Source organism: Bradyrhizobium ottawaense (genome assembly GCF_900099825.1).
Taxonomy (GTDB): domain Bacteria; phylum Pseudomonadota; class Alphaproteobacteria; order Rhizobiales; family Xanthobacteraceae; genus Bradyrhizobium; species Bradyrhizobium ottawaense_A.
Genome location: NZ_LT629693.1, coordinates 558,889 through 584,589 on the forward strand (window position 1 = coordinate 558,889; position 25,701 = coordinate 584,589).

General features: G+C 60.6%; 31 protein-coding genes and 2 pseudogenes. 11 read left to right on the plus strand and 22 right to left on the minus strand.

The window, feature by feature from the left end; all coding sequences use genetic code 11:
- The first annotated feature begins 50 nt into the window (after positions 1-50).
- From dnaK to BLR13_RS02760, 4 genes are read left to right on the plus strand one after another with little or no spacing between them, the layout of a single operon-like run.
- Positions 51-1,970, plus strand: a complete 1,920-nt coding sequence (gene dnaK, locus BLR13_RS02745) for a molecular chaperone DnaK (RefSeq protein ID WP_074827821.1) — start codon at positions 51-53, stop codon at positions 1,968-1,970.
- Positions 1,971-2,018: 48 nt separating this feature from the next.
- Positions 2,019-2,552, plus strand: coding sequence for a nucleotide exchange factor GrpE (locus BLR13_RS02750; RefSeq protein WP_074827820.1), 534 nt, complete (start codon positions 2,019-2,021; stop codon positions 2,550-2,552).
- 45 nt (positions 2,553-2,597) lie between these two features.
- On the plus strand, positions 2,598-3,512 hold the full coding sequence (locus tag BLR13_RS02755; protein ID WP_074832029.1) for a DnaJ C-terminal domain-containing protein: 915 nt from the start codon (positions 2,598-2,600) through the stop codon (positions 3,510-3,512).
- Between the two features lie 2 nt (positions 3,513-3,514).
- A complete protein-coding gene (locus tag BLR13_RS02760; protein ID WP_074827818.1) occupies positions 3,515-3,802 on the plus strand; it encodes a chaperone modulator CbpM in 288 nt (95 codons plus the stop codon).
- On the opposite strand, the pseudogene BLR13_RS02765 reads toward BLR13_RS02760, so the two are convergent.
- From BLR13_RS02765 to BLR13_RS02785, 5 genes and pseudogenes are all read right to left on the minus strand, one after another.
- Positions 3,760-4,791 (minus strand): annotated as a pseudogene (locus tag BLR13_RS02765) (LLM class flavin-dependent oxidoreductase). The gene BLR13_RS02760 and the pseudogene BLR13_RS02765 overlap by 43 nt on opposite strands.
- Positions 4,792-4,903: 112 nt before the next feature.
- The gene (locus tag BLR13_RS02770; protein WP_244525214.1) at positions 4,904-5,767 is read right to left on the minus strand and encodes a hypothetical protein; all 864 of its coding nucleotides are present in this window, start codon (positions 5,765-5,767) and stop codon (positions 4,904-4,906) included.
- Positions 5,746-6,099: a hypothetical protein gene (locus BLR13_RS02775; protein ID WP_079586854.1), complete on the minus strand. Its 354-nt coding sequence runs from the start codon at positions 6,097-6,099 to the stop codon at positions 5,746-5,748. The genes BLR13_RS02770 and BLR13_RS02775 overlap by 22 nt, the downstream gene beginning before the upstream one ends.
- Before the next feature lie 68 nt (positions 6,100-6,167).
- Positions 6,168-6,605: a DUF1772 domain-containing protein gene (locus tag BLR13_RS02780; protein ID WP_074832027.1), complete on the minus strand. Its 438-nt coding sequence runs from the start codon at positions 6,603-6,605 to the stop codon at positions 6,168-6,170.
- Between the two features lie 36 nt (positions 6,606-6,641).
- A complete protein-coding gene (locus BLR13_RS02785) occupies positions 6,642-7,475 on the minus strand; it encodes a universal stress protein (RefSeq protein WP_074827814.1) in 834 nt (277 codons plus the stop codon).
- Positions 7,476-7,796: 321 nt separating this feature from the next.
- Between BLR13_RS02785 and BLR13_RS42530 the strand changes: the two genes are divergently transcribed.
- Positions 7,797-8,009 carry a DUF6894 family protein gene (locus BLR13_RS42530; protein WP_079586852.1) on the plus strand — a complete coding sequence of 71 codons (213 nt, stop codon included), beginning with the start codon at positions 7,797-7,799 and terminating at the stop codon, positions 8,007-8,009.
- A 57-nt stretch (positions 8,010-8,066) separates the two neighbouring features.
- Here the strand turns inward: BLR13_RS42530 and BLR13_RS02795 are convergent, their stop codons facing one another.
- A complete protein-coding gene (locus BLR13_RS02795; protein WP_074827812.1) occupies positions 8,067-8,354 on the minus strand; it encodes a hypothetical protein in 288 nt (95 codons plus the stop codon).
- A gap of 283 nt (positions 8,355-8,637) precedes the next feature.
- Here BLR13_RS02795 and BLR13_RS02800 point away from each other — a divergent pair, with 283 nt between their 5' ends.
- Positions 8,638-9,063, plus strand: a complete 426-nt coding sequence (locus BLR13_RS02800; protein ID WP_074827809.1) for a hypothetical protein — start codon at positions 8,638-8,640, stop codon at positions 9,061-9,063.
- Between the two features lie 11 nt (positions 9,064-9,074).
- Here the strand turns inward: BLR13_RS02800 and BLR13_RS02805 are convergent, their stop codons facing one another.
- The 4 genes from BLR13_RS02805 to BLR13_RS02820 form a co-directional block, all read right to left on the minus strand.
- Positions 9,075-9,275: a DUF2905 domain-containing protein gene (locus BLR13_RS02805; RefSeq protein WP_074827805.1), complete on the minus strand. Its 201-nt coding sequence runs from the start codon at positions 9,273-9,275 to the stop codon at positions 9,075-9,077.
- 25 nt (positions 9,276-9,300) lie between these two features.
- Entirely contained in the window at positions 9,301-10,035 is a 735-nt protein-coding gene (locus BLR13_RS02810) for a Bax inhibitor-1/YccA family protein (RefSeq protein ID WP_079586851.1), read from the minus strand.
- 111 nt (positions 10,036-10,146) lie between these two features.
- Positions 10,147-10,395, minus strand: a complete 249-nt coding sequence (locus tag BLR13_RS02815; protein ID WP_074827798.1) for a hypothetical protein — start codon at positions 10,393-10,395, stop codon at positions 10,147-10,149.
- An 86-nt stretch (positions 10,396-10,481) separates the two neighbouring features.
- Positions 10,482-11,105 carry a hypothetical protein gene (locus BLR13_RS02820; protein ID WP_074827795.1) on the minus strand — a complete coding sequence of 208 codons (624 nt, stop codon included), beginning with the start codon at positions 11,103-11,105 and terminating at the stop codon, positions 10,482-10,484.
- A 392-nt stretch (positions 11,106-11,497) separates the two neighbouring features.
- On the opposite strand from BLR13_RS02820, the gene BLR13_RS39860 reads away from it, so the two are divergent.
- A complete protein-coding gene (locus BLR13_RS39860) occupies positions 11,498-12,097 on the plus strand; it encodes a DUF6894 family protein (protein WP_143039805.1) in 600 nt (199 codons plus the stop codon).
- Between the two features lie 31 nt (positions 12,098-12,128).
- Here BLR13_RS39860 and BLR13_RS02830 read toward each other — a convergent pair whose 3' ends face one another.
- The 3 genes from BLR13_RS02830 to BLR13_RS02840 form a co-directional block, all read right to left on the minus strand.
- Positions 12,129-12,830 carry a response regulator transcription factor gene (locus BLR13_RS02830; protein ID WP_074827792.1) on the minus strand — a complete coding sequence of 234 codons (702 nt, stop codon included), beginning with the start codon at positions 12,828-12,830 and terminating at the stop codon, positions 12,129-12,131.
- 105 nt (positions 12,831-12,935) lie between these two features.
- Entirely contained in the window at positions 12,936-13,340 is a 405-nt protein-coding gene (locus BLR13_RS02835; RefSeq protein ID WP_074827789.1) for a response regulator transcription factor, read from the minus strand.
- Positions 13,337-15,040, minus strand: a complete 1,704-nt coding sequence (locus BLR13_RS02840; RefSeq protein ID WP_079586847.1) for a PAS domain-containing sensor histidine kinase — start codon at positions 15,038-15,040, stop codon at positions 13,337-13,339. Before BLR13_RS02840 ends, BLR13_RS02835 begins: the two co-directional genes overlap by 4 nt.
- 312 nt (positions 15,041-15,352) lie before the next feature.
- On the opposite strand from BLR13_RS02840, the gene BLR13_RS02845 reads away from it, so the two are divergent.
- A complete protein-coding gene (locus BLR13_RS02845; RefSeq protein ID WP_079586846.1) occupies positions 15,353-16,108 on the plus strand; it encodes a TMEM175 family protein in 756 nt (251 codons plus the stop codon).
- 21 nt (positions 16,109-16,129) lie between these two features.
- On the opposite strand, the gene BLR13_RS02850 is transcribed toward BLR13_RS02845, so the two are convergent.
- Positions 16,130-16,342, minus strand: coding sequence for a hypothetical protein (locus tag BLR13_RS02850; RefSeq protein ID WP_074827784.1), 213 nt, complete (start codon positions 16,340-16,342; stop codon positions 16,130-16,132).
- Positions 16,343-16,522: 180 nt separating this feature from the next.
- On the opposite strand from BLR13_RS02850, the gene BLR13_RS02855 reads away from it, so the two are divergent.
- Positions 16,523-17,734, plus strand: coding sequence for an alkene reductase (locus tag BLR13_RS02855; RefSeq protein ID WP_074827782.1), 1,212 nt, complete (start codon positions 16,523-16,525; stop codon positions 17,732-17,734).
- Between the two features lie 37 nt (positions 17,735-17,771).
- Here the strand turns inward: BLR13_RS02855 and BLR13_RS02860 are convergent, their stop codons facing one another.
- From BLR13_RS02860 to BLR13_RS02885, 6 genes are all read right to left on the minus strand, one after another.
- On the minus strand, positions 17,772-18,701 hold the full coding sequence (locus BLR13_RS02860; RefSeq protein ID WP_074827780.1) for a lactate/malate family dehydrogenase: 930 nt from the start codon (positions 18,699-18,701) through the stop codon (positions 17,772-17,774).
- A 142-nt stretch (positions 18,702-18,843) separates the two neighbouring features.
- On the minus strand, positions 18,844-19,248 hold the full coding sequence (locus tag BLR13_RS02865) for a hypothetical protein (protein ID WP_143039804.1): 405 nt from the start codon (positions 19,246-19,248) through the stop codon (positions 18,844-18,846).
- A gap of 9 nt (positions 19,249-19,257) precedes the next feature.
- Positions 19,258-19,566: a UBP-type zinc finger domain-containing protein gene (locus tag BLR13_RS02870; RefSeq protein ID WP_171945000.1), complete on the minus strand. Its 309-nt coding sequence runs from the start codon at positions 19,564-19,566 to the stop codon at positions 19,258-19,260.
- An 87-nt stretch (positions 19,567-19,653) separates the two neighbouring features.
- A complete protein-coding gene (locus BLR13_RS02875) occupies positions 19,654-20,082 on the minus strand; it encodes a hypothetical protein (RefSeq protein ID WP_074827774.1) in 429 nt (142 codons plus the stop codon).
- 131 nt (positions 20,083-20,213) lie between these two features.
- Positions 20,214-20,567, minus strand: a complete 354-nt coding sequence (locus BLR13_RS02880; protein WP_074832018.1) for a hypothetical protein — start codon at positions 20,565-20,567, stop codon at positions 20,214-20,216.
- Positions 20,568-20,731: 164 nt separating this feature from the next.
- Complete coding sequence (locus tag BLR13_RS02885) at positions 20,732-23,107, minus strand: efflux RND transporter permease subunit (protein WP_074827773.1); 2,376 nt, start codon at positions 23,105-23,107, stop codon at positions 20,732-20,734.
- A gap of 422 nt (positions 23,108-23,529) precedes the next feature.
- Here BLR13_RS02885 and BLR13_RS42170 point away from each other — a divergent pair, with 422 nt between their 5' ends.
- Together BLR13_RS42170 and BLR13_RS42385 are read left to right on the plus strand one after the other, a co-directional pair.
- Positions 23,530-23,883 (plus strand): aldo/keto reductase, encoded by a 354-nt coding sequence (locus BLR13_RS42170; RefSeq protein WP_283806863.1) that lies wholly within the window; start codon positions 23,530-23,532, stop codon positions 23,881-23,883.
- A gap of 52 nt (positions 23,884-23,935) precedes the next feature.
- Positions 23,936-24,414 (plus strand): annotated as a pseudogene (locus BLR13_RS42385) (aldo/keto reductase).
- An 11-nt stretch (positions 24,415-24,425) separates the two neighbouring features.
- On the opposite strand, the gene BLR13_RS02895 reads toward BLR13_RS42385, so the two are convergent.
- Complete coding sequence (locus BLR13_RS02895) at positions 24,426-25,034, minus strand: hypothetical protein (protein WP_074827772.1); 609 nt, start codon at positions 25,032-25,034, stop codon at positions 24,426-24,428.
- Positions 25,018-25,695, minus strand: a complete 678-nt coding sequence (locus BLR13_RS02900) for a dienelactone hydrolase family protein (RefSeq protein WP_074827771.1) — start codon at positions 25,693-25,695, stop codon at positions 25,018-25,020. The genes BLR13_RS02895 and BLR13_RS02900 overlap by 17 nt, the downstream gene beginning before the upstream one ends.
- Between the last annotated feature and the right edge of the window lie 6 nt (positions 25,696-25,701).

Below are 25,701 nucleotides of genomic sequence, written 5' to 3' on the forward strand. Positions count from 1 at the left end.
ACACGCATCTTTTGAACAAGGAGCCTGGTTTTTGAACAAGGAGCCTGGTCATGGCGAAGGCAATTGGCATCGATCTCGGAACCACCAACTCTTGCGTTGCGGTGATGGAAGGAAATAAGGCCAGGGTGATCGAAAATGCCGAGGGCGGCCGCACCACGCCGTCGATGGTCGCCTTCACCGACGATGGCCAGGTCCTGGTCGGCCAGCCGGCCAAGCGCCAGAGCATTACCAATCCGGAAAACACGGTCTACGCCATCAAGCGGCTGATCGGCCGGCGCTATGACGACCCGATCACCGCGAAAGACAAGGCGATGGTGCCCTACCATATCGTGCCCGGCGATAACGGCGACGCCTGGGTCGAGGTCAGGGGCAAGAAATACTCACCGAGCCAGATCAGCGCCTTCATTCTCACCAAGATGAAGGAAACCGCGGAAGCCAATCTCGGCAGCGCCGTTACGCAGGCGGTGATCACCGTGCCGGCCTATTTCAACGATGCCCAGCGCCAGGCCACCAAGGACGCCGGCCGGATTGCCGGTCTTGATGTGATGCGTATCATCAATGAACCGACCGCGGCGGCACTCGCTTACGGGCTGGACAAGAAGGGAAGCGGCAAGATCGCCGTCTATGACCTCGGCGGCGGCACCTTCGACATTTCGATTCTTGAGGTCGGCGACGGGGTGTTCGAGGTCAAATCGACCAACGGCGATACTTTCCTCGGCGGTGAGGATTTCGACCAGCGGATCATGGACCATCTGGCTGACGAATTCCGCAAGGAGAACGGCATCGACCTGCGCAAGGATCGCCTCGCGCTGCAGCGCCTCAAGGATGCCGCCGAAAAGGCCAAGATCGAACTCTCGAGCGCCACCCAGACCGAGGTCAATCTGCCCTTCATTACGGCTGATCAGAACGGGCCGAAGCATCTTGCCATCAAGCTGTCACGAGCAAAGCTAGAGGCCCTGGTCGACGATCTGATCCAGCGCACCATCGAGCCGTGCAAGGCGGCGTTGAAGGACGCCGGTCTGCAAGCTTCCGACATCAACGAGGTCGTGCTGGTCGGCGGTCAAACCCGGATGCCGAAAGTCCAGGAAACCGTGCAGAAACTATTCGGGCGGGAGCCGCACAAGGGTGTCAATCCCGACGAAGTGGTCGCGATCGGTGCGGCGATCCAGGCCGGCGTGCTGCAGGGCGATGTCAAGGACGTTCTCTTGCTCGACGTGACGCCGCTGTCGCTCGGAATCGAAACGCTAGGCGGCGTCATGACCAAGCTGATCGATCGCAACACTACCATACCGACCAAGCGCAGCCAGGTTTTCTCGACGGCCGAGGACAATCAGACGGCGGTCACCATCCGCGTCTTCCAGGGTGAGCGCGAGATGGCGGCCGACAACAAGCTGCTCGCCCAGTTCGATCTGGTCGGGATTCCGCCAGCGCCGCGAGGCGTCCCGCAAATCGAGGTCACCTTCGATATCGACGCCAACGGCATCGTCAACGTATCGGCCAAGGACAAGACGAGCGGCAAGGAACAGAGCATCCGGATCCAGGCATCCGGCGGCCTAAGCGAGGCCGATATCCAGAAGATGGTCAGGGAGGCCGAAGCGCATGCCGAAGAAGACAAGCGCCGCAAGGAACTGGTCGAGGCGCGCAACCAGGCCGACGCGGCGATCTATAGCACCGAGAAGGCCCTGAACGAGGCGGAGAACAAGATTTCCGCCGACCTGAAGAGGCAGGTCGAACAGGCGGTCGCCGACGCCAAGCAGAATCTGACGTCGGAAAATGTTCAAGCGATCCGCCAGGCGACGGAACGTCTGCAGCAGGCCGCCTCCAGGATTGCCGAAGCCCAGACTCGCGCGGCCTCGCAAGGCGCCGGCGGGCAAGCCGGATCCTCCGGCGACGGAAGCGGTTCTGCCGACGACAATGTCGTCGATGCTGAATTCGAGGAAGTCGATCCGCGCGGGCGCAAGGCGTCCTGAAAACATTGAGGGTTCACGACGCGTCGAGTACGAGATCGGGAGCATGACATGGCGGAAAACACCATGGACAACGATGCCGACCCGTCAGCTACGGGCAACGGCAACAATAACGATCCGGCATCCGAAATCGCTGCTTTGCGTGAGCGGTTGATGCGGGCGCTGGCCGAGACCGAGAATACCAGGCGTCAGGGTGAACGGCGCGCGCAGGACGCCCAGCAATACGCGATCACGAACTTTGCCCGCGAATTGCTTCAGGTTGTCGACAATCTGCGCCGTGCCCTCGGCGCCGTCGAGGGCGACGCTGGAAAGGCAGACGGATTGATCGCGGGCGTGGCCGCCACCGATCGCGTTCTAACACAGATTCTCAATCGATTCGGCGTCAAGGAAGTCAACGCCCTCAACCAGCCTTTCGATCCCGGCAAGCACGAAGCGGTGATGGAGACGGATCAGACCGAACAACCACCCGGCAGCGTCGTCCAGGTTTTGGAAAACGGCTACACGCTTCACGACCGTTTGTTGCGGCCGGCGCGCGTCGTGGTGGCTAAGTCGCCACAAAAATCGTGGCAGCCGGCAGAACAATGACGCCACATTGGCTCGGCTATGCCGGCGTGCAGACAGGAGTGGGCATTGGCCGTGGACCCCTATACAACGCTGGGCGTAAAAAAACACGCGACCCAGGAAGAGATTCAAAAAGCCTATCGCCGGCTGGCGAAAAAGCTGCACCCGGATCTCAATCCCGGCAACAAGATTGCCGAAGAAAAATTCAAGGAAGTTTCGGCTGCCTACGACCTCCTGGGCGATCCGGAAAAGCGCGCGCGGTTTGACCGCGGCGAAGTCGACGCCTCAGGCACGGAGCGGCCGCGCCAGCAGTACTACAGGGATTTCGCCGATCAGAACGGTTGGTCCGCCTACACCAACAACACGGGGTTTTCCGATTTTGGCGATTTTGCCGGCAGCGAAGATATTCTATCGGAGATTTTCGGTCGTGCCGGCAGCGCAGGCCGCCGCCGGCGGGGCCAGGACGTCCGCTATCATCTCGAGCTTTCTTTCCTTGATGCCGTCAATGGCGGCAAGCAGGCTATTGTCCTTCCTGACGGCACCACGCTGGATGTCAACATTCCGCCGGGAACGCAGGACGGCCAGATCTTGCGACTGAGAGGCAAAGGCCGCCCGGCGACAGGCGAGGGTCCGGCAGGCGACGCGCTGATCGAGATCAGCGTGCTGCCGCATCCCTACTTCACCCGCAAAGGCGACGACATATATCTGGACCTGCCGATATCGCTGAAGGAGGCGGTGTTGGGCGCCAAGGTTCGGGTCCCGACCCCCGGCGGAGCGGTCGCGGTGGCGGTGCCAAAATGGTCAAATACCGGCCGCGTTCTGAGGCTGAAAGGACGTGGCGTGCCGCGTGCCGACGGCAGCAAGGGCGATGAATATGTCAAGCTGATGCTAATGCTTCCGGAAAAGCCGGAACCGAAACTCGAGGCATTCGTCGCGGGGTGGCAGCCGGTGGAATATAGTCCGCGGCAATCGATGGGAGTGTGATGATGGAAACCCAGGAATTCATCGGTCGATCGCACCTCGATACCCGGACATTGAATGCCTGGGTCGAAGCGGAGTGGCTGGTACCGGTAGCCAGCAAAAAGACATTTCAATTTTTAGAAGCCGATCTGGCGCGGGCGCGGCTGATCGGGGATCTCAAGGCGGATTTCGGCGTCAACGACGAGGGCATTGCGATCATTTTGCATCTGCTCGATCAATTGTACGGGCTGCGCTGCCTGGTCAGGGATATTCAGGCGATGGAAGCATCCGATCGCAGCAAGGATGTCGGCTGACGGGCGGCGATGCGGCGGCGTATTTCGGCCGCGATTTCGAAAGAGCGGAGTCTCGCCGTGTGGTCGTAGATTTGCGCCGTCAACATCAATTCGTTTGCACCGGTCTCGGCGATGAATGCTTCAAGCCCCCGCTCGACGGCGTCCGGAGCACCGACCACGGAATAGGCCAGCGCCTCCTCGACTCCCGTCCGCTCCAGCGGCGACCAGAGTTCATCCATGTTGTCGACCGGCGGCAAGGATCCGGGCGTGCCGCGTCCAGGCTGACGAATTGCTGTTGCAGCGATGTGATGAGAGGCCGCGCTTCGGCATCGGTATCGGCGGCGAAAATATTGACGCCGACCATCGCGTAAGGCTCGGAAAGCTGTTCCGACGGCTGAAACCGGGCGCGATACACATCGAGCGCCCGCATCAGCTCCGAAGGGACAAAATGCGACGCGAACGCAAACGGCAACCGAGCACCGCAGCGAGCTGCGCACTGAACGTGCTCGATCCGAGCAGCCAGATCGGGACCTGCATTCCCGCACCTGGCACCGCCCGCACCTTCTGGCCGGGTTGCAGCGGTCCCAGAAGGGCCTGCAATTCCATCACATCATGGGGAAAATTCTCAGCGGTCGTCGCCAGATCCCGGCGCAACGCCCGCGCCGTACGCTGATCCGTTCCCGGCGCGCGGCCGAGCCCGAGATCGATGCGGCCCCGGTAAAGCGATTCCAGCGTACCGAATTGCTCTGCGATGACCAGCGGCGCATGGTTTGGCAACATCACGCCGCCCGATCCAACACGAATCGTCCTGGTGCCGCCGGCGATATAGCCGATCACCACCGCGCCCGCAGCGCTGGCAATGCCGAGCATATTGTGATGCTCGGCAAGCCAGAACCGCTCGTAATTCAGCATTCGGCGTGTTGCGCCAGATCGAGCGAATTGCGGAAGGCCTGGGCCGCATCGCTGCCCTGATTGATCGGCGACAGGTCCAGAACCGAGAAGGGAATCACCGACATCTCCAGTTTTCAGATAATCTCGCGGCCAGGATCGCCGGCACACGCCAGCTGCGATCTAGGTATCTTCCGCAGCCGGCGTAGTCCCGCGCCGAACGAATTGTCGTTGTCACGACTGGATCAAGCCAAAGTCGTAGCGGAGGGTGGCGGTCAGCGGCGCCCGGTCCGGCAATTCCTCCCGCCGCGCGCCCAGCACCCTCGCCCCGGTAGACAGCGCGCGCCGCGCAACTTCGTCGACAACACTGTAGGTCTCGGCATTGTCGGACGCTGAATAGATCACGCTGCCATCGACGTCACCAACGAGACCGGGAACAACCGCGTCGAGATCGACCAGAAGTTGCTCGACAGCGCCTGCGGTTGCGGCATGCGCGGCATAGGAGACATCCGTCGTCGCACGTCGCGGCTTCAACTGGTCGTAGAGCGCGATCACCGCCTTTACCTCGCGCGAATAGAGACGGTCTAGAATCGGGATCGCGGTGTCTTCCAGCTCCGCATCCGTTTTCTGATCCGGATTTCCTTCGATCATCTCGTCGGCCAGCCTGGGATAGCTATTGAGCGAACGGTACATCGAGGCGAGCGGCTCCTCCGCCGCGACAACCAGCGGGGTATTCAGCCCGGCGAATACGTTGTGTATGGCCTGCTCGACCTTCCTCGCATATTTATGCAGCAGCACCTTCTCGCCTTCCAAGTTTTGCAGCCGGCCGCGCGGAGCCCGGACGTGAAAGGACGGACGCTGTGTCGCTTGCTCGGCGTTCCCAGGCAGGTCTGGAATCTGCAGCCGCACCGGCGGAAAGTTGACGAAGGCGTGGATCAGCCGGACGCTTTCTTCCGCCAATTCCAGCACGAAGATATCGTGCGGCGACGTCATGGCGCGTATCAGAGGCTTCAGATGCAGCCGGTCCGCCACCTCGGCCAACGGTTTTGGCGAGTTGGGCAGGCGGAACATTCGCATCAAGCCGGAGGTCGAGAGCACCGCCAACCCATTCGCCTGATTGTGCTAGAACGTATCGAACGGGTCTGACTTCGCGCGCTGCGCTTTCTGATCTTGTCTTCATCCTGAACGTCGTGCTCAAGGCCTGCGAGATGATCGAATCGCTCCTCGAAAACGGCGATCTTGCGCTTGTCGGCGCCGGCCTCCCTCAACTGCGCCAGCGCCTCCCTGGCGAGGTCCCTGAACGCGATGCGATTGGCCCGGATGTTCTGGACCAGGGGAGAGACCGGTAAGTACACCGAAATGCAGACCTCGCCCTTGATCTGTGCAAGCGCCTTAAACTCCTCCAGGGTCGGAATATCGATGTGAAGCATCGGCCCCTCGTTCAGCACCGCCGCAGAGATTGACTGAGGCGTCGCCCAGTGGCCTTGATGACTATCAATTACAACGGTAACTCCAGCGCCCAGGCAAAGACGCAAGCGGCGGCAAATCCGATCAGGACATGACCCCATTCCAGCAGCCCCCAGTCCCGCATCAATTTGCGCAGGGGTGAGAGGGCTGTTCCCGGCGGAATCATGAACAGCCAGACGTTCACCGGCATCATCACAAAATAAGCGTATGGCCAGCTCGCCAGGATGACGGTGCCGCCGATGAGCCAGCGTACGTCGCCGTTGGTCTTGAACTGAACGTAGGCGAGAATGGCCGATACCGCGGCAAAAACCGACAACACCAGCGTACCGCGCCGGTTGCTCCATTTCCATTCCCGAAGCATCGCCGCGCCGCTGAGTGCCAACCGGGCCGGCTGCTCGACCAGACCGATATAGGTGGTCGCGCCAAGGAAGCTGGCCGCGGCAGCGAATGCGTACAAACCGGGCCGCATGGTGCTGGCTCCCTGGCGCGATGGCGCGTTGCCCATTCAGTGCGATATGAATACCGGAACCGTCATCGACTGGAGCATACCGCGGGTTACTCCGCCCAGAATCATCTCGCGCAGCTTGGCGTGGCCGTAGCCGCCCATCACGATCAACGTTCCGGAAACGTCGGCGACGTAAGACAGGATGGCGTTGGTAACGTCGATGTCGGCCGCCGGGACTTTCACGATCTGAACCTTGACGTCGTGGCGGGCGAGGTGCTTCGCCATTTCGGCGCCGTGAATCTCGTTCGGAGAAATGTCGGTCTTTTCGTTCAGCACGATCAGCAGGTCGACCGTCGTCGCCTTGGCCAATAGCGGCAGCCCATCATTGATGGCGCGGGTCGCAGCCCGGCTGCCGTCCCAGCAACACACGACATGGTCGAGCTTCAGTCCATCGTTCTGGATGTACGGCACCACGATCAGCGGACGTCCGGACTTGAACAGCGAAGATTCGATCATGTCATCATTGTCAACTCCGTTCGGCTCCGACTGCATGAACACGCCGAGATCGAAACGCCGGGCGAGTGTCGACAGGACTGCCGGTGCTGACGCCCCTACCGGCTTGAGCAGGCGGTGCTCCGCGGAAATCAGGCGGCGCCTGGCGGCGGCATCGAAGCGTTCAATCGCGGCCAAAGCGGCCTTCTCGCTCTCGGCCATCATCTGGGACACGATATCGGATGGAAATTCCAGCATCACATAGCCCGGAAAATCCGGCGCATAGGCAAAAGCAACTGCGGTGAGATGCGCATCGAAGATCTCGGCGATCGCGATGGCAAAGTCGCGAGCCGGATCGCGCGCTGCCTGGTGCTCCAGATGGACGATAATGTCCTTGATCATCGAATTACTCCCGTGGGGACGTCAGGCCGTCAGAGAAAGCATTGTCGGGGTCCGTGCTCTCGTAGGCATTGATGCCGGTCAACCCAACCCAGCGACCACCGCTTGGTCGATGTGGCGGCGGCCGTCTCTGCGCGCTCCACGTCCCCGGAACGAAACTGGGCCGCCGGGGTTTTATTGCGGGGTTACGCCCTCACCTGCTTTCCATCCCGTGCGCGGCTGTTGGGGGCAAAGTGTGGCATTTTGCCCACTCGGTCCCTGGCGTTATGTGCTGTGTACTTCCTCTAACTGATCGCCGGATATTCGAACTGATCTAGGGAGCCTATGCCACCCTACTATTTTCATTACCGGGACGGATCATCGATATTCGAGGATGGAGTCGGCGAGGTGTTTGCGGCCTCCTTGGCCATGCAGCATGCCACGAAGCTCGCTCGGGAATTGGCGCGAAGCGGCGAACCGGCCAATGCCGCGATCGTCGTCGTCGAAGGCGGCCAGCATCTTTTCGAAGTTCCGCTGGGCACAGGGCGACTAGCTTGATCCGCACCACCGGCATCGTCGGACGTCCGCATTTCGTCGCCGGTGCGGTGCCGCTGCTCAGTAGCAATCCTCGACACGGTGAACGTGCCAACGCCATCCGTCCCAGAAGCGTTCGGACCGGACATAACATCGCGGCCCGAAATAGACCGGTTCGTAGGCATAGGCGTTATAGTAGGGCCTGGGGGCCGCGAGTGCTGCGCCAAGAATGGCCCCTGCCGCCAGGCCGCCGACGATTGGAGCGACGGGAAAGCCATGATGCCATCGAGCGTCCGCTGTCGTCGGGCTCGCAACCCCGCCGATCGAAACTGTCGCGCCCAGCGCGAGTGTGGCCAAGTTCTTTTTCATCACACGATCTCCACTACTTCGCATCGAAACAATTCGCACGCCCGGTATCTGACAAGTTTCGGACGATCCACCCCACAGGCTTACGAATGTAAGAGCCTGGCATGCAGCCGGCATTGGCGTTCGTCAAAGATTGGAACGATTGGATTGTCGTTATCGAATGCGGTCGTCGATAAAAGCCATCCGAGAGTTGATTGCCGTCATGGCCATCCGCGTCTTGTTTTGTCTGTTACGGGCTGGACCAGCCGTCAATTCCGATCGGCAGCGACTTCAAGAGGAGAGATCCATGAAGGTGAGGCTAAACCGCCGGGCATTCGAGCATGCCAAGGAGCTTATCAACGAAGGACGGATTTTACTGGACGAGCGCGATGCATGGAGCGAGCACCGGCCATCCGCACTGCAGGAAAATGAATTCATTCGCCTGCACGGTTTTGCCGACTACGGCAGGTGGTATTTGGGAATCAATGACGAAAAACCCGAGCAGACCAAGGGACACTACGAATTTCCCTATGGGGATTTCAGCAAGGTCCACCGCTGTGGCGTGCTCTCAGCAGAAAGCCGCGCCGGCCAATACCAGCACTATGACATCGAAAACGCGGTCGCGCACCTGCATGGCATGCTGGATGCCCGGAAGGGCGCGCCGGCATCGAAGCGTACACGCGCAGCCTCTCCCGGAAAAGCGGCGCGCGGGGCCCGACATTCGGCGCGGTGACGATCGCCGTTTCAGCGGTTCACGACCCAAAACACCAGGTTGAACAGCACGCTCAGCAGAAGACATGTCACCAGCGGAAAATAAAATGTTACATTTTCGCGCTGGATCACGATGTCGCCGGGCAGCCGGCCCAACCCGATCTGGCTCAGATAGGGCCAAAGCAGGCCGGCCACTAGAAGGACAAGGCCGAGCGCGACCAGAAAGCGCGCCATGGATCAACCCCTCGGATCGCTTGAATCAATTATCCCGGCGCTGGCCGAACAATTGCAGCAGCATCATGAAAAGATTGATGAAATCGAGGTAGAGCGCCAGCGCACCCATCACCGCCTTCTTGTCAGCGAGTTCAGCGCCGTCCGACTCGAGATACATCTCCTTGATACGCTGGGTGTCGTAGGCGGTAAGGCCGACAAATACCAGGACGCCGATGACGGAGATTGCGAACTGAAGCGCGCTCGAGCCGACAAAGATGTTAACCAGGGACACGATCACGATACCGATCAGTCCCATCATAAGGAACGAGCCGAAACCCGAAAGATCGGACCTCGTGGTGTATCCGTAGAGGCTCATCGCGCCATAGGTCGCGGCGGTGATGAAGAACACACGCGCGATCGACGTCCCGGTGTACACTAGGAAAATACCTCCCAGCGACAGCCCCATCACTGCGGCATAGATCCAGAACAGCATCATCGCCGTTCCGGCGCTCATTCGCTGGATGCCGAAGCTTAGGGCCAGAACGAAGCCGAGCGGCGCCAGCATGACGATCCAGATCAGCGGCGTGCCAGCGATGGCCTGGTAAAAGCCAGAGGCTGCGGCGGCGTGGGCGACGATGCCGGTCACCGCAAGACCACCGGCCATGTAACTGTAGACGCGCTGCATGTAGGCGCGCAGGCCGGTATCGATCTGGGCGCCGACCCATGGCGGCGTGGCCATCCCGTCGGGTGTTCGCCGGGGATTATAATCGTAATGGCTCATGGGCTGCTCCTGTGCGGTTTGTTCGGCTCGGCTTTCCTAGCGCAGAATCATCAATTGCGTAGGTCCCATCTCGAGGCGCGCGCAACGGACAAGTCGGCTTTCTCGCGTCTCTCAGGGAGCCCCGTGCCGGGTTTGTCTGTCAACAAGAAGCAAACCGATCACCAGCACAAGAAGCAGTATCGCAAGCCCGTAAGTACCGGGAAACACCACCCAGAAAATCAGAGCGCCCAGCACCGCCGCGGAAACAACGAACCAGAGCAGCATCGCCGCCCCGACGCCAACCATGACCAACAGGAGCGGCAGCAGCAGTAACGTTACGGCCACCACCATAATTCCCAACAATAACTGCTCGAGGATCACTGCAGCCTCCGGATCGCGACCATCGACCGAGAATGAGGCGACCGGCTGATCGCGGCCTTGACGGACATCAAATTCCGACCGATCGGCTAATGCGCATGCAGCGCGCGTTCGCTGCGAACCTGGTCGGCGGTATAGGGCACGGCGCTCGGATCGAATGATTGCCAGCCCGATTTCCTGTAGAGTTCGCTGCGTTCCAGCAGATTCACCGCCGACCGGTTCATGATCGGCACGATCCGCGGCAATTCGCTCTGCGGCACCCGTGCGGCGACCACGGTTCCGCCGCGGCGCACGCCCTCGACAAAGACTTGCGCGTCTTCTTCGTTGATGCCGGCATTGGTCAGCGCCCCGAGCAGGCCGCCGGCGACGCCGCCGATCGCCATGCTACCCAACAGAGCCGCGAGCCATCCGGCGCCGACGACGGCGCCGACACCAGGAATTGCCAGCATGGTGACGAGGCTGGCCGCGGTCGCCGCGGTGGCACCGATCGCAGCGCCGAGCGCTGCTCCCTCGACCTTGCCATCGGCTTTGCTGCTCGCGCCATAATTCCCCACAGGGACGACATTGGCGGTCTTGGTGGCACTGTACCAAGCGTCGGAATTGTTTGAAATCACGCTGGTCTCCGACGGTGGCAGGCCGACAGCTTCGAGCATGACCACGACCCGATTGGCGTCGGTGTATGAATCGTAAAGACGGCAGATGGTGATCAGCATGACACGATCCCTTTGCGAGAAGGCCTCTGCAAGAAGCGGCGACCGCGGCGGGGCGACGGCTCCAACAACGCGGATTTTTCTCACCGAGGCACTGACAGCACATTGACGAGTATCAATGCAAGGTCGCGGGATTTCGCTCCGATGCGAACATTCAATTTCGGAAAAATTACCTGACCGGCGTCAACTCCACGCTTCTTAAAGGGTCCTAAATTGGTTAAATTCCGCCAACCGAGCTTTAGGGGCCCGATTTGTCATGTCCTTTCTTGTTGCAAGGCTTCACGATGCAGCGGTCACGCCCGAGGCGTGGCCCGACGCGCTAACGGCGTTGACGGACGCAGCGGGCGTCGCGGGCGCAGCATTGATCCTTTTCAACAAGAGCACAGGTAAGGTGGATGAGGCGCATTTCTGCGGCCTTAGCGCTGGATTCAAGTCCGATTACGTCCAGCACTACGCTGCCCTGGACCCGTACTCGCCATTGCTCGATGGAAGCTGGAAAAAGCTCTCCGAGTGTCTTCCGGACGGTGTTACGAAGCAGCGAGTGGTACAACGATTTCATATTGACGTGCGGCGTTCGCGATATTCTGGGGACACGGCTTGTCGATACGTCCGATCATTGCGTTATCTTCGGTATTCACCAGCAGATCGGCCGCAGCTTCTCCGACAGCGTCGATTCGGTCGTAAATCTCGCGGGCATCCCGTTGAAGCACGCCGCCTGGCGCCATACCGAGCGTCTCTCTTCGCCGAGATCCGCTATATTCGACCTATCTCAAACAGAGGTTTCGGCTGAAGGAAGCCGGTTTTATTTCCACGTTGACAACGGCAGCCGGTATCCTGACGAAACCGGATCGGTTTTTTCGACGGCCGATGACGCCACGGCGCATGCCATTGTTGTTGCCCAAGAACTCGCGCAAGATGGCAGCTGGCACGGATCTTCCATTCTCGTTACGGACGACCGGGGACACGAGATCGTCCGTGTGCGAATAGGCCGGTAGGATCGCTGGCCTTCGTGACAAAATAGCTCGCCTATTCCGGCAACCGACGCGAGGCGCCGGAAAGCCGCTGACGATCAGCGGCGTTGGCCTCAAGATCGGCTGGGGGCAACCCCGCCAGCACGGCCAGCCGGATCGCTTCAGCAAGAGAGTGGGTCCCAAGTCGCGCCAGCATACGGGCGCGGTGCACCTCGACCGTCCGTGCGCTGATGCCGAGATCGTAGGCGATCTGCTTGGTCGAGCTGCCGCCGACCAGCCCATCGAGCACCTGGCGTTCGCGCGGGCTTAACTTCGCCATCAGCTTGGAGGCGACCACGCTTTCCCGATCACGGGTCGGACCCCGGTCCAGCGCCAATGCGGCGTTGATGGCATCGAGAAGCGCTTCGTCGTTGAAAGGCTTCTCGATGAAATCGACCGCACCGCTTTTCATCGCCTGCACCGCTGTCTCCACATCTCCCCATGCGGTCATCACGATCACCGGCATGTTGAACCCAAGGGAGTTGAGCCGCTCCTGCAGCTCCAGTCCGTCCATTTCCGGCATTATGATATCAAGGAGAAGGCATCCTTCGCTGAGGTCCGGCGCCGCATCAAGAAATGCGGACGCAGTCTGATACGATACCGCCGTCAATCCCGCCGTCAATCCCGCCGCGCGGAAAGTACGTTCGAGTGAGCCCAGCAATGCCGGATCGTCGTCCACAATATAGACAATGCGAACCGGTGAACCTTTTGATTGCATCGCTCTCCCCGTTTTTGGCGACGGTGGCGCGTGCCAAGCGCCGGGATGCACCCCCGGCGTGGACCGCTTTTCTCCCCGCGCTTGAATACGTCAATCGAGCTGGACTTACCGCGGCGCAGACTGCGGAACGTCAGCTCCGGCGTTCTCCAGCACCGAGTGAATACAACTAAGCAGTTCGTCGTCGCTAAATGGCTTGGCGAGGTAGCCCGCCGCCCCAGCATTCATCGCCTGGGCGCGAGCGCGGTCATCGGTGAAAGCGGTAATGAAGATGATCGGGACCACGGAGCCCGACGCCACCAGGCGTTTCTGCAATTCAAGGCCGTTCATGCCCGGCATATGGATATCCAGGATAAGGCACGATGTCTTGGCCAGGCGATCGGAACCGAGAAATTCTTCCGCCGAGGCAAAGGTTTCCACAGCGAAGCCATACGACTTCATCAGGCGTCGGACCGCTTTCCTTATCGAATCGTCGTCGTCGACGATCATGACGATGGTTTGATTGCCGGTCATGGGTTAGCTCCTGCGGCCAAAGGCAAGGTGAAGCCGAACACGGCGCCAAAGGGAGATCCGGATTCCGCCCACAAGCGGCCATGATGAGCTTCAATGATCGTGTTACTGATTGCCAGCCCCATTCCCATGCCCTCGGGCTTCGTGGTGAAGAAGCTTTCGAAGATGCGGTCCCGGTTTGCTGGATCAAGACCAACGCCGGAATCCGCCACGTTGACGACGATGTTGCCTTGATCGTTGAGTTGAGAACGGACCGTCAAGATACGTGGGCGGTCAGTGACCGCACGCATCGCGTCGATGCCATTCATGACCAGGTTGAGAACGACCTGCTGCAACTGGACCCGGTCAGCCACGATGGTCGGAAGCTTTGAACGCAGGTCGGTTTGGACGGCAACGCGATGTCGCTGCAGCTCGTCACGGGTAAGCGCCAGCACTTCCGCAATCGCGTGGTTGACATCCACCTGCCCTCGTTCCGGCGCGGTGTTCTTTGACATCGCGCGGATACGTTTGAGCACTTCGCTGGCGCGCCTGGCGTCGCGGACGATTTCGCCCACCGCGTCCTTGACCTCGTCCAGATCGGGCGGCGAGAAACCAAGAAAGCGCTCACACGCTTGGCCGTTGGTGATGATCGCCGCAAGTGGCTGATTGACCTCATGGGCGATCGATGCCGAGAGTTCGCCCATGACGGTTAGTCGCGTGGCACGCGACAGCGCATCCCGGGCGTCGTGCCAGGCAACCTCGGCGTTCTTGCGCTCCGTGAAGTCCTCAATGATGGCGGGTATACCGGGGATAGGGCTGTTCGGATCGAGGGCCCGCGCGGTGCTGACGCGGACCCAGATCACCTTGCCATCCTTACGGCAATACCGCTTCTCAGCCTGGTAGTCTTGGCGCTTGCCGCTTTGCACGTCCTGGATCATCTCTCGCGTGGCCCGGCGGTCGTCTTCATGCGTGATATCAACCGGGCCGAGCGACTGCAGTTCCTGCTCGGTGTAGCCAACCATCTTCTGAAATGCCTCGTTAACGGCGGCGAAGCGGTTCTGTTGATCCATGATGGTGATACCGACCGCCGATGCCTCGAACATGCTGCGCCAGCGCTCCTCGCTCGCACGGAGCGTTGCTTCGGTGTCCCGCCGCCGCACGACTTCCTCCTGAAGGTCCGCGGTGCGCGCGGCGACGCGCCGCTCGAGCTCCGCATTTGCTTCACGCAGCGCGGCCTCAGCGCGTTGCCTCTGAGTGATCTCTTGACCAAGGAGCTTGTTTGCCCGCTCGAGCTGCCCCGTGCTCGGCAACGCCAGCGCCAGCGGCATCACCTTCCAGATCGCGACCGCTGTGCCGACGGAAAGCAGCGCCGTGACCGCTTTGATGCCGCCATCGACCCGATAGTCCGGAAACCACAGGGTCCAGACGCTCATGGCATGGGTCGTGCCGCATGCAAGAATGAAGAGACCCGTCAACACGAAAATGGCCGGAAATGCCAGATCGGTGCGCTTCATGACGAAGTAGATCAGGGCTACCGGAATGGAGTAATAGGCAAGCGCGATCAACGAATCCGATGCGACGTGAAGTGCGATCAGTTCCGGTTGCCAGAGAAAGCACATGCCGTGGGGCATGTAATCCTGCGGCGACATCAGCCATGAAAGTAACGATGTCATGCTATGGCTGGCCTCAACGTCGGGAGAACCGTGCACCATGGGCGTCAGCATGACCTTACTCCCGATTCTTGCAAGGGATTAACATTCGATCTATTCCGAGCGAGTGCTGGTCGCGAACGAACTCGCAACTGCTAAGTTTTCATGCACCAGAGCGGTCCTCGGCACGCATTTTCAGCGCTATCGCATCGCACCCGACGTCCGCGGCCCCCTTTGGCGACTCTGACGGCATCCGCGACAAATTCGATTACGTAGAATTACGTAACGGCGCATGAGCCGGGCGCCGAACCGATTCGGGACGGCTCTCCTAGCCTGAATTGACGCCCGTCATGGCAGTCAAGCGGATTTGTCCGGCCTGTAGACCCAATGAGCACCACCAAGCAGGAAACCCGCCGGGCCGCCAAGTCCCAACAGGATTCGCCATGGCCGCACGTCCGGTTGTCAGAAACCGATCGGCTGGAGACATTCAGCGACAGCGTGCTCTCGATTACCATCACGCTGCTGGTGGCGGAAATCGTACGGCCGGAATATGCGTCGGGCCAGCTGTTGGAGAAGCTGACCGCGCAATGGGCCAGCTATATCGCGTTCCTTGCGTCATTTTGCTACGCCGGAGTTATCTGGCTCAATCATCGCGCGGTGTTCGCACGGGTGCGCTACTGCGACCGCAGTCTTCATCTGGCCAACCTTTTTCTTCTGTTGACCTCGGCCCTGATTCCTCTTCCGACGGCGATCCTGTCCGCAGCCGTCCAGAGCGGCAACGAATTCGATGCCAGGGTGGCGGTGACCCTCTATGCAAGCATTGCCGGGTCGATGTGCCTGGCATGGCTCATCGTGTTTCACGTTCTGAGCGTCCATCCATACCTTGTGGAGGAGGATGTAGATCCGGACTTTTTCCCAAAAGAACGCTTCCGCGCCGCACTCGGCGTCGTCTTGTACGCCATAGCGGGCGTGGCCGGCTGGCTATCGACACCGAAACTGGCCCTGCTGATCTTTCTGGCATTGCCGGTTTTCTACGGCATCACCAGCGAGGGTTTGACGGAAACACGGCTTCGCCTGCAGTTCGGAAAAGCCCATCGCCATGCTCTTGCGAAAGCCGATCACGAAGGGTTGCGCACCGAATAGCGTCCTTTCGGCGGTTCGGTCTCACCGCCTCGCCCGCCGCATGTAATTTGCACGGCCGCCAGCCAGTCCTGCCACATCGCCGGATCGACCGGCGCACCGTCGGCCCATTTTCAAGCCCGCCACGATGGCGTCGATCTCCTCGTCCGTCTTGCCAAGCCGCAGCGAAACCGTTTCGAGGAAGAATCGCATCGCGTCATAGCCCTCAATCAGGGTGATGGTGTCGCTCGCGTTCATTTTGGTCACATCTTCCGTCACGCCCGCCCGCGCAAACGAGCCTTACAAGGGCCGGCCTATTAGGGAAATTCTAATCCTGCTCCGCATTGACGGCAGTCAATTGAGGCAGATCACTTCACTCCTAATATCTTCACTTGGACGGTCCAAGGGCCGCCAATGTTCTCCGCTGCAGGAACGAATATGAACGAGGCAACCACGATTGCGCGGACACCCCGTGCCGCACAGGCGCCGAACACGGACGTGCTGTTCGTGCCGTACCGGCTTGGCCCCTTCAACCTGCGGCATCGCATCGTCATGGCGCCGCTGACACGCTCGCGCGCACGGCAGCCGGGCGACGTGCCAAGCTCCCTTGCCGCCTGCTACTACGCGCAGCGCGCATCCGCAGCGTTGATCGTGAGCGAAGCGACGCAGGTTTCGATGCAGGGCCAGGGTTACGCCTGGACGCCTGGCATCCACAGCCGTGAACAGGTCGAGGCATGGCATCGGGTCACCCAAGCGGTGCATCAGGCTGACGGGTTGATCTTCAATCAGCTTTGGCACGTCGGGCGCATTTCGCACCCTGCCCTGCAGCCCGACAATATGCTCCCGGTCGCCCCCTCCGCCATTATTCCGGAGGGCAAAGCCTTCATCGAGAACGAGCGCGGCGAAGGCGAGCTCGTGCCGTTCGTACGGCCGCGCGCGCTCGACATCGAAGAGATGCCCTACATCGTGGCGCAATATGAACGGGCGGCGATAAACGCCCGGGCCGCTGATTTCGACGGCGTCGAGATCCACGCCGCCAACGGCTATCTGCTCGATCAGTTCATCGAGACCGGCACCAACCGGCGCTTTGACACCTATGGCGGCCCGGTCGAGAACCGGACGCGATTATTGTTCGAGGTCGCCGAGGCCTTGATACGGATCTGGGGGCCGGATCGCATCGGCGTGCGGCTGTCGCCGATGGGCAAGATGAACGACATCCACGACGACCAACCGGAAGCGACCTTTGGCTACATCGCCGAGCGCCTCAGCGACTACCGCTTTGCCTATCTGCATATCGTCAATCCGGCGCTGGAGCAGATGCAAAGCGGAAAACCGCCGGATCCCCGGGCGCTCGCCATGGTCGAGGCGATCCGGAAGAAATTCAAGGGAACCTTGATGGTGGCGGGCGGCTTCCAGACCGACACCGCGGCGCAGTGGCTTCGCGAAGGCAAGGCGGACCTAATCGCTTTCGGCCGCAAGTTCATCGCCAATCCCGATCTGCCCGAGCGGTTGCGCATCGGCGCACCCTTCAATGCCGACGATCCGACGACGTATTACGGCGGCGGCGAGAAGGGGTACACGGACTATCCGTCTCTGGCACAGGATCGCGGCGAACAGCCGAAGGCCTGTGTCGACCAGCGCTGGCGGTGAGCCGCGACAGGTAAGCGGAGATCGTGCGATCAATGACTCAGGTTCGGTTCTCCGATTTCCTCAGGTTGGCGGCGCCCGCCTCGAGCGCCTGCCGCTCCTCGCCTGACATCTCCGGCTCGAAACTCCGGATGACGCCTCCGTGTCCCACCACGCTCGGAAGCGACAGGGTGACTCCAAAGTTCTTGTTGAAACTACCGATCGGCACCACCGCTCGCTCATCGCGAAGCACCATTTCCGTGATTCGTGCCGCGACAATGCCGATGCCAAACTGGCTGGCGTCATTGCCTTCGATGATGGTGATGTTCGCGTAGCGAACGCTGTCTTCGATTTTCTTGCGCACCCCGTCGAGCGATTCGCCGCGCGCCTCGATGAGCTTGCCGATCGGCACGCCGGCAATACGGGCGGCCGACCAGAGAAAGACCTGCGACACGCCATGTTCCCCGATTACCTGCGCCTCCACCTGGTTGGCATCGACATCGAAATGCTCGGCCAGGTGAACGCGGAAGCGCAGGCTGTCGAGGAAAGTACCGGTGCTCAGCACGCGATCATGCCCGGCACTCGTGCGGGCGGTATCGGCAAGCGGATCCGGCGGATCGGTGACAACGAGGATCACCGCGCGAGGCGCCGCCCGCACAATGCGGGGAACGATGTCGCGATAGATCTCGGCGTTGGTATCGAATAGCCGCAACCTGCCCTTGGGATCGCTGCGGTCGATGGCCCCACCGGCCTTTTCATTGATGCCGGCGGTAATCATCACCAGCTCCGAATTGGTGAGATCCTCGTAATCACCGTCGACAACGGTGGTCTTGGGACAAAGCGGGGCGCCGTAACACAGGTCGGTCGCAACCGCCTGGGCCCGTTTGCGCGTTCGGTCCACGATCACAATCGTCCGGGCACTGCCCCGTACAACGGCGGTGAGCGCGCAAGCACACCCAACCCTTCCCGCACCGACGATTCCAATTTTCATCTCAAATCCGCAATCGCCAAACTGTTGATCGACGTGCACGTAAAGTAGCCGCAAGGTGAGTGCACTATTGGTTTATCGTGCGTCTAATGCCGGTCACAAGGTTCCGGTAAACTGACAATGTTGGCAAGTGCGATCGAAACCGTCAGGGCAGGTTCATCCGCACGCATAATCCGGCATGCCGTACGGCGCAAAACTGAACCTCACCGCTGGTCGGTTCGATGAACCAGAATACCGGAAGAAAAGCGCTGATAGCTGTGGTCCCTGTTACCGCGCGCACATCCGAGGTCTCGGTCAGCGAGGGCCGGCCGATATCGGCCGAAAGCCTGACACAGTCGCCGTTGTTCGCGGTGAGATCCTGAAAATTATATCGCGCCGTGCAAATCCAGAACTGGCTGGCCCTCTTGTCGATGACATAGGCTGATGCCACCCGGTTGGTGGATGATTGCCGAACATCCGGTTCGGGAATCAGTTCGTAGCGGCCGGCGTGCGCCAGGACCGGTGAAGCCGCTAGGATTCCGAGAGCGATGCACATTGTCCCGAACCGCATCTGAGCACCTCAGTAAAATCGCGGAATCGGACCAAGATGCGGAGTCGGCCGGCCCGAAAGATCGAACATCACTTCATCGACGTAACACCAGCCCCAACCTTCCGGCGGATCGTAGGCCTCGATGATCGGGTGCCTGGTCGCGTGAAAATGTTTTGTTGCATGCCGGTTTGGCGACTGATCGCAGCAACCGACATGGCCACAGGTGCGGCAGACCCGCAGATGCAACCAGGGGTCACCGGATTTCAGGCATTCCTCACACCCCGGCGCGCTCGGAACAACGTCGCGGATTGCTGAGAGATGTTTGCAAAATATCGCCATGTTTTCCTGACGCGCAATCCGCGCCGCGCTCCGTTTGTCTCGGTTCCAATCCGATTGCGAAGATACACTTCGTGGCGAAGTAAGTGATCAGGCCGTAAGCTCAGGATCAACCGCAAGGATCACGGTCTTCTCAGCGTTACCATCGACGCTCTGTTCGCGCGGGATGACAGGCAGTTGAAGCACCAGCGCGTGCTGGCCTTCCGACAACAGATTCACGAGAACCGTTTTTCCGTCCGGAAACGAGAGGGCATCGTGATGCTGATGCGAGGCGCCCGGCTCGATCGCGCAAAATCTGGCCACGCTAAAGCCTGTGCTCTTGGTCGACAGCCAATTGCGATTATATCTGACGTCACGTTCGAATGCGAGTTCGGTTCCGGGAAGCAGACATACCGCGACATTCGGCTCTCCCTTTGCGGCAAAGCCGCGCGTGGATGTGCCGTAGAAGCCGGTCGAAACAAGCGTCTCGCCAACCCTGGCCGGGCGGGATGCGACGGTATGCAGGCTATAATCACACATGGGATTTTCTCCACTGATCTACGCGTTCAAGAACCTGTATCGTGAGGAGACGCGCACTGCGTTGACCGATGTCAAAATATCGGCGGACGAGATCGCTCCATATAATATGGAAGAGATCAAGGGGTCGCGGCTCATGTCATACTGCCCGGCATGAAGCAGCGAATGGAGGTTCCGAGAGATCCCTTGATGGGCCAGACCATCGTCCTGCCCACCCGGTTCGGCTCTGTAATCACTGCATCGTCAGGGACGTCGATCCATTCATTGTCTACGCGTACGCGGTAATGGCCACTCTTGGATTCCCAATCCGGGTCCGAAAGAGCGAAACCATCCGCATCCGAACAGCATGGTCCCCGACCAGACCTGAGGCTGTCAAACCACGGCTTGAGCGGAGATAGCGAATAGCGGCCGTCGTCGCGGGCCTGTACCCCGCCGATAAGTGTCGCCACGAGAATGCCGAAGGTGAAGCCCAGGACAGGGATCTTCATGCTCATGTTCGCCGCCTGATCAAGACACCGGTTCAAATCACGCAGGTTGCGCATTATCGCTGATCGTATCAACTCCATCTTCACCAGCCTTGACGTTCGTCAATGCTGGATTCGCGAACACCAGCCTTCGGCCCTGGATAGAAGCGTTCGCGCGGACTGCTCGGCTAGTGTTCACGCTCCAGCCGGTGCAACCGTGCCCGGCTCATCTGTCGTGCCAGCCTGCTCAAGAACGTGACCGTGGGTCGAAGGATCAAGAGGTCCGCAGCCAATGCGGCGAGCATGGCGAACGCGCTGAGCCAGCCAAACAGGCGCAGCGACGGCAGATCGGAGAAGACCGTGACGATCAGACCACAGGCAAGCACCACGGAGGTGAGAATCAAGGGCGGTCCAACAAGCACGGTTGCCCGCTCCACAGCGATCGCCGGGTCCTGGTCCGGCCGTTCCTCCTGCCGCAACCGGTTCAGGAAATGAATGGTCGCGCTGAGGCCCAATCCGAACGACACGGTCAGCGCCACCACGCTCGCGAACTGCAAGCCCTCTCCGATCAGCCACAGCAGCGTCCCAGAGAGCACGACCGGAAATATTCCCGGCAGAATGCTCGCCAGCATGACGACGACGGATCGGAAGGCCAGACCGATGAAAGCGGCGACAAACAGAAACTCAAGCGTCAGGCCTCGGTTCAGTTTCTTGATCATCAGGGCGCTATTGCGGGCGGCAATCGCCGACAGGCCGGTCACGGCGATCTTGTAGCCCGGATGCTTCACACGCACCTGATCCAGCGCCTTGTCGAGGCCCTCGATGACTGGCAGAAGCTGGCCGGCATCGACGTCCGGGACCCGGCCGGAAACCAGCACGGCGTCCTGTTCCGCAGGGATGAAGCGGCGCGTCAGGTATTGCGGAAGGATGTCGACATACTGCTTCAACGTCGTCACATCCGACTTGCCAGCCTTCTCGGCGAGCCATCGCCGCAGTGTCTCCAGCGACCACACATTGGCAATGCCGGGTTGCTGCTCGAAGGTTGCGTGCACCCCTGCGATGGTCTCGAGCGTTTCCGGGTCGTAAAGTGATTTGCCCTTGGGGAATTCGATCAGCACATCGATCGGGTTGGCGCCGTTGAGCTTGGCATCGAGACGGTGGCTGGCAGCGACGGCCTGCTCCCTGTCGGGCACCTGGTCGGCCAGCCGATACCGCGGTTCGAGATTGGCGTAGATCAGCCCAAGGCCGCCGACAACCAAAAGGCCGAGCAGGCTGTAAAGGCCGGGATGGCTGACCATTTTGGCGGCGATCCAGCCACAGAAGCGCCGGAGCACGTCTACGGCGGTGTCCGCCGCCTTGACTTCTGCCGCAAACACCGATTCGTTGCGCAGCAGCAGCACACCGAGCAGCGGCACCAGCATGAGGACCGCGAACATGGCAATCAGGGTTGCGACCAAGCCGGCTTCGCCGAACGTCCTGATCAGCTCGGATTCGGAAAACTGCAGCGCGATGAAGGAAAGTGCCGCGGTCGCGTGCGTCAGCACGCATGCCGGTCCGACAACCAGCATGGCATTGCGGAATGCCTCGAATCTTCCTTCGCCCTGAAGCAGCCGGTCGCGCGCTGCGAACGTCAACTGCATGCTGTCCGAAAAGCTGATCACCATGATCAGCGGCGTCATGACGTTGAGAAACATGTTGAGACGAAAATCGAGCCAGCCGAGCGCGCCAAGCGCCAGCACGATGGCAATCAGCGGCGGACCGGCCCCGATGATCATGAACGACAGCCGGCGAAAGAACAGGATGGCGATCAGAGCCCCGGCGGCAAAGCCGAACGCGTTGTAGACCAGCCGATCGCGCTCCACCGCATTGCGGATCTCAAGCTGCATCACCGGCACCCCGGAGAGGCGGGCCGTCAGCCCTGTACCGGCCAGGTCGTCGTCGATTGTCTTTTGAATCTCGCCGATGACGTTGCGCAGGCGACTGCTGGCGACGACAGCCGGATCGAGCGCGAGCACGATCAGCGTCAGCTGGCCGTCCTCCGACAACAGCTTTCCGCGAATGATCTCGTTGTTCTTCACGCGCTGGACCAGCTGGTCATACTCGGCACCTGCCGGCAATTGGTCGGGAAACAGCGGCGCCGGCAGCGCGTCGCCCTGTGGCGGCTGGCGGGCCGAGAACATCGAGATAATGCCTCTCGTGCCGTCGACTAGCTGCAGGTCGGTGACCAGATCGCGCAGCTTTTCGATCGAACCGCGCTCAAGCAGATTCTTGCCCTCGACCACGATAAGGACATCGTATTCGTTCGAGGGGAAGCGCCGCGTCACCTCCTCGAAGGTTTTGAACTCGGGCGTGTCGGATCGAAACAGCTGGCTGAGCGAATCGTCGACCTTGATGCGCGCCAGCCCAAAACCTGCCGCGATCAACAACACGATCGCGACAAGCCCGACCAGTAGTGGAAAGCGCAAGGAGATCAAGCCGATGTGCTCGAGTCCGAGAGCAATGCTCTGCGACCCGCTCGTTCGAGGCGAGCCTGGCCTTGGCTGTTTAGATCTTGACGTTTCCATGTTCTGTGGCCTGCGAGATGATCGCCCGTGCGGCTGGCGGGACGCCGCCATCGCGCTCTCTTGGTCAATATCTGGATAGGTCCGTGCATACGCGGCGACCATGATGGGCATCAAGTTCGCGTCCGAGCCGGATCGACGCAGGATTCGAGTTCGTCGTCCTGCTCGCAGCCCCAACTTGACGGCCGTCAAGGCAATCATGCTGCATTGATATACAGGCGGCGGATTGAGGGCCTGGCCATCATGGCGGGCGCTACTCCAACCGGAGGATAGAGCCATGAATCATCCGCGGCGACCACTCGGATCGAGCCGCGTGATGATCACCAAAACCGGATTTGGCGCCTGGGCGATTGGCGGCGGGGGCTGGGCATTCGGCTGGGGACCCCAGGACGACGCCGTTTCGCTGGCGACCATGCGTCATGCACTTGAAGCTCGGGTTGAACTGGATAGATACCGCCGCCGTGTACGGGCTCGGTCATTCCGAGGAAGTGGTCGGCCGGCTGCTGCGCGAACGGACACCAGCGGAGCGCCCGATGGTCTTCACCAAGAGTGGATTGATCTGGAATCCGAACAATCCGATGGCCCCGCCGCAACGCGTGCTCAAGCCGGAATCGATCAGGCGGGAATGCGACGCTTCGCTGCGGCGGCTGGGCGTGGAACGCATTGATCTCTACCAATTTCATTGGCCTGACGAAACCGGCACGCCGATAGAAGATTCGTGGAACGAAATGGTGCGACTGATCAAGGAGGGTAAGGTGCGCCTGGGGAGAGTTCAGTAATTTCGGCGTATCGTTACTGGAACGATGTGAAGCCATCCGGCATGTCGATTCGCTGCAGCCGCCGTTCTCGCTGATCAAGCGCCAGGCTGCCGCAAGCGAGATCCCCTGGTGTGCCGGGCATCATACCGGGGTGATCTGTTACAGCCCGATGCAATCCGGTCTGTTGACCGAAACGTTCAGCCGGCAGCATGTCGCGCGATTTGCCGCGGATGATTGGCGCCGGCATTCGCCTGATTTCAATGAGCCGAACCTGAGCCGCAATCTGGCCCTGCGTGACGCCTTGCGCCGATCGCGCAACGTCACCGCACCACGGTGTCCGCCGTAGCGATTGCCTGGGTGCCGGCCTGGCCCGGCGTTACTGGAGCCATTGTTGGCAGCCGCTCACCCCAGCAAGTCGACGGCTGGATCGGGGCCGCGTCGCTCGAACTGAGCACAGCCGACTTGCAGGAGATTTCCGATGCCATCGTGCGTTCCGGCGCCGGAGAAGGGCCGACGGTGCCGCAATTGGCGCGTGCCGATGCCTCGCACTAGCCAGTTGAGCTTCACTTGCGAGCAACAGCTTGCTGCTTTTGGTCGCCGGTCTTGTACGGCCTTAACTTCACATGCGCCGCTGAAAGTCGTTGATACAGGTTGCGCCGTCGAACGATCGGCCACCAATCATAAAGGAATATTTCGATTGGCCTCCAGTTCGCGACCCATCCAAAAATAAGCAAGCTCTCTTCAACGACACGACCGATCGGACCCGGCGCAAGGTTGACGACTGTTTGGCCAGTGATAACGGAGAAGGAGAGTACCGTGAAACCAATGGCCATCGCTCGTCGGCCGACGCGAAACAGCTCGTTAAGATCGAGCCCGATGACTCGGGCACGATAGGCAAAATATTGAGCGAAAGCTGCACCGAGTTCGTGAGTCTCCGGCGTAGACGCTTCTGTCTCTGGCAGATGCACAACGATCCTGAGTGGCTTATCGGGCGGAAGCTCTCTCGCCCATCCGACGATGAATTCCTCTACATCGTTATCGAGATCCTTTTCGCGGTACGGAAAAGGATCTAGGCTATGAAAAAGCTGGGCGATTTTCTCGATCCGAATCTCGATCGTATTCGCGGCAGTCGTCGGATATGTGCCCCGGGGCGTCTCACGCCAGCGGGACAAGATGGCGCTCGAACCAGTCGGACGCTAAGCGCGCCACCACGTCCAGGGCTCCGGGTTCTTCGAACAGGTGCGTTGCTCCCGGCACGATCATGAGCTGTTTTTCGCAGCGCAGCTGCGCCAGCGCTTCCCGATTTAACTGAATGACCTGACCGTCATTTTCTCCCACAATGAGCAGCGTAGGTGCCTGAACGCGCATCAAGGCCGCACCGGCAAGATCGGGGCGTCCGCCTCGCGAGACCACCGCACCGACCACATCGGTGCGCAGAGCCGCCGCCGCCAGCGCGGCCGCAGCGCCGGTGCTGGCACCGAAATAACCGATCCGAAGCTGCCTGGTATCGGGGAACTGGGTCAGCCAGTCGGTCGCGGCCACCAGCCGCTCGGCCAGCAGCCCGATGTCGAAGCGCAGCTGCGCCGTACGCGCGTCGATGACTTCTTCGTCCAGTGTCAGCAGATCAATCAACAGGGTTGACAGGTTTGCCTCGTTTAGCAGGCGCGCCACATAACGATTGCGCGAGCTGTGCCGACTACTGCCGCTGCCGTGGGCGAACAGCACAATCGCATGGGATCCCTCGGGCAAAGTAAGATTGCCATAGAGCATCACCTCACCGGCCGGGACGCGGACCAATTGCTCTTCAACCGTCTGATCTGCACGATGGTTCATGGCATG